Annotated in this window: 6 protein-coding genes; 3 read left to right on the top strand and 3 right to left on the bottom strand. The window is 66.4% G+C overall.

Translation table 11 applies throughout. The annotated features are described in order from the left end of the window. From carB to HKL97_RS07270, 3 genes are all read left to right on the top strand, one after another. Positions 1-2,100: carbamoyl-phosphate synthase large subunit (gene carB, locus HKL97_RS07280; RefSeq protein ID WP_291423903.1), on the top strand; the 2,100-nt coding region annotated here is incomplete at its 5' end. Positions 2,101-2,198: 98 nt separating this feature from the next. Next, positions 2,199-2,672 (top strand): transcription elongation factor GreA, encoded by a 474-nt coding sequence (greA, locus tag HKL97_RS07275; protein ID WP_291423901.1) that lies wholly within the window; start codon positions 2,199-2,201, stop codon positions 2,670-2,672. Between the two features lie 6 nt (positions 2,673-2,678). Continuing rightward, a complete protein-coding gene (locus HKL97_RS07270; protein WP_291423899.1) occupies positions 2,679-3,875 on the top strand; it encodes a threonine ammonia-lyase in 1,197 nt (398 codons plus the stop codon). A gap of 84 nt (positions 3,876-3,959) precedes the next feature. Here HKL97_RS07270 and HKL97_RS07265 read toward each other — a convergent pair whose 3' ends face one another. The 3 genes from HKL97_RS07265 to HKL97_RS07255 all read right to left on the bottom strand — a co-directional run. Beyond that, positions 3,960-5,285, bottom strand: coding sequence for a dihydroorotase (locus tag HKL97_RS07265; RefSeq protein ID WP_291423897.1), 1,326 nt, complete (start codon positions 5,283-5,285; stop codon positions 3,960-3,962). 31 nt (positions 5,286-5,316) lie between these two features. After that, positions 5,317-6,333 (bottom strand): glycosyltransferase, encoded by a 1,017-nt coding sequence (locus tag HKL97_RS07260; protein WP_291423895.1) that lies wholly within the window; start codon positions 6,331-6,333, stop codon positions 5,317-5,319. Next, the coding region (locus HKL97_RS07255; protein ID WP_291423893.1) for a glycosyltransferase family 9 protein at positions 6,324-6,714 on the bottom strand (391 nt) is incomplete at its 5' end. The genes HKL97_RS07255 and HKL97_RS07260, both read right to left, overlap by 10 nt.

Here is a 6,714-nt window from a genome sequence, read left to right as displayed (position 1 = left end):
TCGGTCGGCGAGGCGATGGCCATCGGCCGTTCATTCCCCGAGGCCCTGCAAAAGGGCCTTCGCAGCCTGGAAACCGGCCTCTCCGGCCTCGATGAAATCCCCGCCCCGGGCGACGGCACGGCCGATGCCTTCAAAGCCGCGCTCTCAACCCCCCGGCCGGACCGCCTGCTGATGGCCGCCCAGGCCCTGCGCGCCGGCGTCTCGGTGGAAGACATCCACGCCGCCTGCAAGTTCGACCCCTGGTATCTCAACCAGATGCAGATCATCATCGACGCCGAAAACGAGGTGAAGAAAAACGGCCTCCCGCGCGATGCCCTGGGCTTGCGCAAGCTCAAGGCGCTCGGCTTCGCCGACAAACGCCTGGCCCAGCTCTGCGGCCGCACGGAAGCCACCATCACCGAGGCGCGGCTGAAGCTCGGCGTCACCCCGGTGTACAAGCGCATCGACACCTCCGGCGGCGAATTCTCCTCCCAGGCCGCCTATATGTACGGCACCTACGAGGGCAGCTACGGCGCCCCCATCTGCGAAGCCGCCCCCACCGCGCGCAACAAAATCCTCATCCTCGGCGGCGGCCCCAACCGCATCGGCCAGGGCATCGAGTTCGACTATTGCTGCGTCCACGCCGCCTACGCCCTGCGCGAGGCCGGCTATGAGACCATCATGGTCAACTGCAACCCGGAAACCGTCTCCACCGATTACGACACCTCCGACCGCCTCTACTTCGAACCCCTCTTCGCCGAGGACGTGATCTCCCTGATCCGCACCGAGCAGCAGAACGGCACCCTGCTCGGCTGCATCGTGCAATACGGCGGCCAGACGCCGCTCAAACTGTCCCAGGCGCTGGAGGATGCAGGCATCCCCATCCTCGGCACCTCCGCCGACGCCATCGACATCGCCGAGGACCGCGAGCGTTTCGCCGAGCTGCTGCAAAAACTCGGGCTCCGCCAGCCCGAAAACGGCATCGCCCGCTCCGCCGAACAGGCCGAAGCCATCGCCGAACGCATCGGCTACCCCATCATCATCCGCCCTTCCTACGTGCTCGGCGGCCGCGCGATGGAAATCGTCTACGATCGCAACGGCCTCGCCCGCTACATGCGCGAAATCGTGCGCGCCTCGGCTGAAAACCCCGTCCTCATCGACCGCTACCTCAACGAAGCCTCCGAGGTGGATGTGGACTGCATCTGCGATGGCGAGACCGTCTACGTCGCCGGCGTGATGGAACATATCGAGGAAGCTGGCATCCATTCGGGTGATTCCGCCTGCTCCATCCCGCCCTACTCGCTCTCCCCCGCCATCGTCGCCGAGCTGCGGGCCGAGACCGTGGCCATGGCCAAGGCGCTAGGCGTCGTCGGGCTGATGAACGTGCAATACGCCATCCAGAACGACCTGATCTACGTCCTGGAGGTCAACCCGCGCGCCTCGCGCACCGTGCCCTTCGTCGCCAAGGCCACCGGGGTGGATGTCGCCAAGATCGGCGCCCGTATCATGGCGGGTGAAAAGCTGGCCTCCTTCAAGCTCGACGACTCGGTCGCCCTGCGCCACGTCGCGGTGAAGGAAGCCGTATTTCCCTTCGCCCGCTTCCCCAATATTGACACATTGCTCGGCCCGGAGATGAAATCCACCGGCGAGGTCATGGGGCTGGACACCAACTTCGCCCGCGCCTTCGCCAAGGCCCAATCGGGGGCGGGCGTCATCCTGCCGCTCTCCGGCACCGCCTTCCTCTCGGTGAAGGACTCAGACAAAGCCGCCATCCTCCCGGTGGCCCGCCGCCTGGCCGACCTCGGCTTTGCCATCATGGCCACCTCCGGCACCGCCAAACACATCGCCGCGGCCGGCATCCCGGTCAAGCGCGTCAACAAAGTGCTGGAAGGCCGCCCGCATTGCGTGGATGCCATCCGCTCAGGTGAAATCCAGCTGGTCATCAACACCGCCCACGGCGCCCAGTCGGTCACTGACAGTTTTGACATCCGCCGCTCCGCGCTGACCCATGGTGTACCAAATTTCACCACCATCGCCGCCGCCCGCGCCACCGCGCACGCCATCGCCGCCCTCATTTCGGGCAGTCTTGAAGTTGCGCCGCTTCAGTCGTACTTTCCCTAGCCTTTCAACAGCGTCGCTGGCCCCGCGCGGGTGCCAGCGGCGTTTACCATTTACCCCCTAACCCCATCGGGGCGCCCCAGGCGCTTTGAGGAGACGCTGTGCAGAAATTTCCCATGACCGCCTCCGGCCTCGCCGCTCTCGAAGACGAGCTGCGCCACCTCAAAGGCTCGGAACGTTCCGCCATCATCCGCGCCATCGCGGAGGCCCGCAGCCATGGCGACCTCTCGGAAAACGCCGAATACCACGCCGCGCGCGAGCGGCAATCCTTCGTTGAGGGCCGCATTGCCGAGCTGGAGGAAATCACCTCCGCCGCCGAGGTCATAGACCCCTCGACCCTCTCGGGCGACACGGTGATGTTCGGCGCCAGCGTGCTCATCATGGACGAGGATTCCGAGAAGGAATTCTGCTACCAGATCGTCGGCACCCATGAGGCGGACGTGCGCAAGGCCCGCCTGTCCATCACCTCGCCGCTGGCAAAAGCGCTGATCGCCAAAAAAGTCGGAGACACCGTCTCCGTGCCCGCCCCGGGCGGCGACCGCTCCTACGAAATCCTCAAAATCACCTATGGCTGATATATCATGATCACCCTCCAGGACGTTCAGGCCGCCGCCAAGCGGATCGAAGGCGCCGTATTGCGCTCGCCCTTCCTGCGGGCGGACGGTCTCTCCCGCCTCACCGGCGCTGAAATCTACCTTAAATACGACCATCTCCAGGCCACCGGCGCCTTCAAGGAGCGCGGCGCCGCCAACCGCATCGCCCTGCTCACGCCCGAGGAGCGCGCGGCCGGTGTGATCGCCATGTCGGCCGGCAACCACGCCCAGGCGGTCGCGCGCCACTCGCAGCGCGCGGGCATCAAGGCCACCATCGTCATGCCGGTGCATACGCCTTCCACCAAGGTCACCCGCACCGCCTCCTGGGGCGCCAAGGTGGTGCTTTTTGGCGAGACCCTGGCCGAGGCCGCCGCCCACGCGCATGAGCTCGCGCAAAAAGAGGGCCTGTTCTTCATCCACCCCTATGACGACCCCGCGGTGATGGCCGGTCAGGGCACCATGGCGCTGGAGATGCTGGAGGATGTCCCAGACCTCGACGCGATGGTGATCGCCACCGGCGGCGGCGGCCTGGTCTCGGGCTGCGCCACCGTGGCGCGCGCCCTGCGTCCGCAAATCGAGGTTTTCGGCGTCGAGGTCGAGAACTACGCCGCCTTCGCCCAGGTCCTGGCGGGCAAACCCATCCATGTCGGCGGCCCCACCGTCGCCGAGGGCATCGCCGTGCGCGACATCGGGCTTAACCCGCTGGAAGTCCTGCGCGCCCTCAATGTCGAGGTCCTGGTCGTCTCCGAGCATGAGGTGGAACGCGCCATCGCCTTGCTGGTGGAGAGCGCCAAACAGGTCGCCGAGGGTGCCGGCGCCGCCGCGCTGGCGGCCGTCCTCGCCTTCCCCGAGCGCTTCCGGGGCAAAAAAATCGGCGTCACCCTCTGCGGCGCCAACATCGACTCGCGCATCCTCGCCAACACCCTCATGCGCAACCTCCTGCGCGACGGCCGCCTGCTGCGCGTGGTGGTGGAAATGCCGGACCGCCCCGGCATGCTGGCTGAGGTCGCCACCCGCATCGGCGCGCTGGGCGGCAATATCATCGAGGTCTCGCACCACCGCCTGTTCTCCAGCCCCTCGGTGCAGGACGCGCAGTTGGAAGTCATGATCGAAGCCCGCGACGCCGCCCACGGGGCCGCCATCCAGGCCTCTCTGGCCGAGGTCTTCACCCTGCGCCGGATCTAGAGCCTGATCGCTTTAAGTGCGATGACTTCAGCTTAACCCGCGGCGCGGGAAAAGCTGAAGTCTGAACCGCCCTCCAACCTCACGCTATGAGCGAAAGCTCATCGCGCGGCCCAGCGGCTCACCCTCAACAGCGCCATCGCGCATCACAATCTGCCCGCGCACCACGCTCGCCACCGGCCAGCCGGTGCAGGAAACACCCTCAAACGGCGTCCAACCGCACTGGCTGGCAATCCAGGATTTCTCGATCCGGCGCGCCGCCCGCAAATCCACAATGGAGAAATCCGCGTCATACCCGGCGGCGATCCGCCCCTTGTTCACCGCGCCATAAACCCGCGCCGGCCCGGCGCACATCAAATCCACCAGCCGCAACAGCGAGAGCCGGCCTTGGGCCACCTGCTCCAGCATCATCGGCAACAGCGTCTGCACCCCGGTCATGCCGGAGGCGCAATCTGGCCAGGGCTTCTCCTTCGCCGCCTTGGAATGCGGCGCATGGTCCGAGGCCAGCGTATCCACCGTGCCATCGGCCACCGCCGCCCAGGCGGCCAGGCGGTGGCGCTCATCGCGCACCGGCGGGTTCATCACGCCATAGGGCCCCAGCCGGTCATAAATATCCGGGGCCGATTGCACGAGATGGTTCAGCAGCACCTCGGTGGTCACCAGCGCGCGATAATCCTTGAGGTAGCCAAACTCCTCCTCGGTCGAGACGTGCAATATATGCACCGGCCGCCCGGTCTTGGCCGCCAGCGCCGCCACCCGGCGCGTGCCGAGAAACGCGCATTCCGGGTCGCGCCATAGCGCGTGGCTGGAATAAGGATCGCCGCAGCTGAAACGCGATTTACGCTCAACCAGCCGGTATTCATCCTCCGAGTGGAACGAAACCCGCCGCCGCCCGCTGCGCAGCACCCGCTCGATGCTGGCATCATCCTCCACCAGCAAATTACCCGTGGAGGACCCCGCGAACACCTTGATGCCGCACACCCCGGGCATGCTCTCCATCATGCCGAGCTGCTCGATATTTTCCTTGTTGGCGCCAACATAAATGCCAACGTCGCAATACGCCCGCCCGGCGATGTAATCATGCTTGCGGGTCAGGTTCTCAACATCGGTGGCCGCCGGGTTGGTGTTGGGCATGTCGAACACGCAGGTCACTCCGCCAAGCACCGCGCCCAGCGTACCCGAGCGCATGTCCTCCACCCCCGCGATCCCCCCCATCCCGCCATCGCGGAAATGCACATGCGGGTCGATCACGCCCGGCAGCACATGCAGATTCGCCACATCAAAAACCTGCGCGGCGGCGCCGAGGTTTTTGCCAATGGTGGCAATATGCCCATCGCGCACGCCGATATCGGCCTGAACCTCGCCCCAGGGCAGAACCACGGTGCCGTTTTGCAACAGAAGATCAAAACTCATACCAGCCTCACATACATAAAATCACCGCGCGTCACGGCAGCAGTTTCTGCAAATTTTCCAGCCAGATGCCGAGCACCGCCTGCGGCGAGAACTCTCCCGCAAAGCGCTGCCGCGCCACCAGCGCCAGCTTTACCCGCAGCCGCGTGTCGCTGAAAATCCGCCGCGCGGCGGCGGCCAGAGCCTCGGCGTCGTCCACCGGCACCAGCAGCCCGTCGTCACCATCGCGCACCACCCCGTGCTCGCCTTCAACATCGGTGGCGAGCACCGGCGTCTGCGCGGAAAACGCCTCCAGCACCGCCGTACCCAGCGGGCGCTGCCGCGCCGGGCATACAAACACATCCGCCGCCTTCAGCAACGCCCCGGTATCGCGCCGCGCGCCGAGCAGGCGCACCCGCTTCTCCAGACCCAGTTGCGCGATCAACCGGCTCAGCGCCACGCGCTCCGGCCCCTCGCCCGCGATCACGCAATACACCTCCGGCAGCCGCGCCGCCGCGCGGATCAGCGTATCAAACCCCCGGCTCCGCTCCAGCGGCCCAAGCCCCAGCAGCAACGGCGCATCCTCGGGCACCCCCAGCGTCTCGCGGCGCGCCGGGTCATCGCGGATGTAATCTTCCACGCAATCGGGCAGATACAGCACCTTCGCGGGCGCAAACCCGCTTTGCACAATGTGGCTGACAATGCCGGGCGTGCTCCCCGCCAGATACGCGCAATGACCAAACTCGTTACGCCCGTAATAGCCATCCAGCCGGCCAACATTTACCCACGGCCCGCGCGGCAGAAACGAAGCGGCGCGCCCGCTCCACGCCAGGGCGATCTGCGCCTTGCGCGCCTGCAAAACCTCCCGGATTCCCTTCAACGTTGCAAAATCCAGCATCCCGCCGAATTCCAGCACCATGGGCGGCAACGCGCCCGTGCGCAGCCGCAGCTCCAGCCCAGGGTCCGGGCTGATGATGGGAAACACCTGATGCCCGTTATGCGCGAGCAGCAGCGCCATGCGCTCATAGAATCCGCTGGCGCCGCCTCCCGCGATGATCTGGGCTAGACGCATAGCAACCTCCGCGCGGCCGCGGCCACCGCCTCCACCGTCAAACCCTCCATCGGCGCGCCTCCCGCCGGGCCTGGCGCCACGGCAACTTCCGTGCGCAAACCGGCCGGAGCGTATTCATCAGCCCTCGAGCGTCCAAACAGCCCCAGAGTCGGCGCCCCGGCGGCGGCAGCCAGATGCATCAGCCCTGAGTCGTTGCCAATGAAAATGGCGCAACGGCGCAAACAGGCGGCCACTTCCGGCAGGCTCAAATTCCCCACAAGGTCGATCGCCCCCGGCAATGCCGCCAGCACCGGCGCGGCCAGCGCGCGCTCATGCGCCCCCGGCCCCGCGAACACCGCCACCCGCGCCCCCGGAAACAGCCCCGCCAACTCCTTGTACAAC

Source organism: Acidocella sp. (genome assembly GCF_013044125.1).
In the GTDB taxonomy this organism is placed as follows: Bacteria; Pseudomonadota; Alphaproteobacteria; order Acetobacterales; family Acetobacteraceae; genus Acidocella.
The sequence above is the reverse complement of the archived record's forward strand: the minus strand, read 5'-3'. Positions and strand labels throughout refer to the sequence as shown.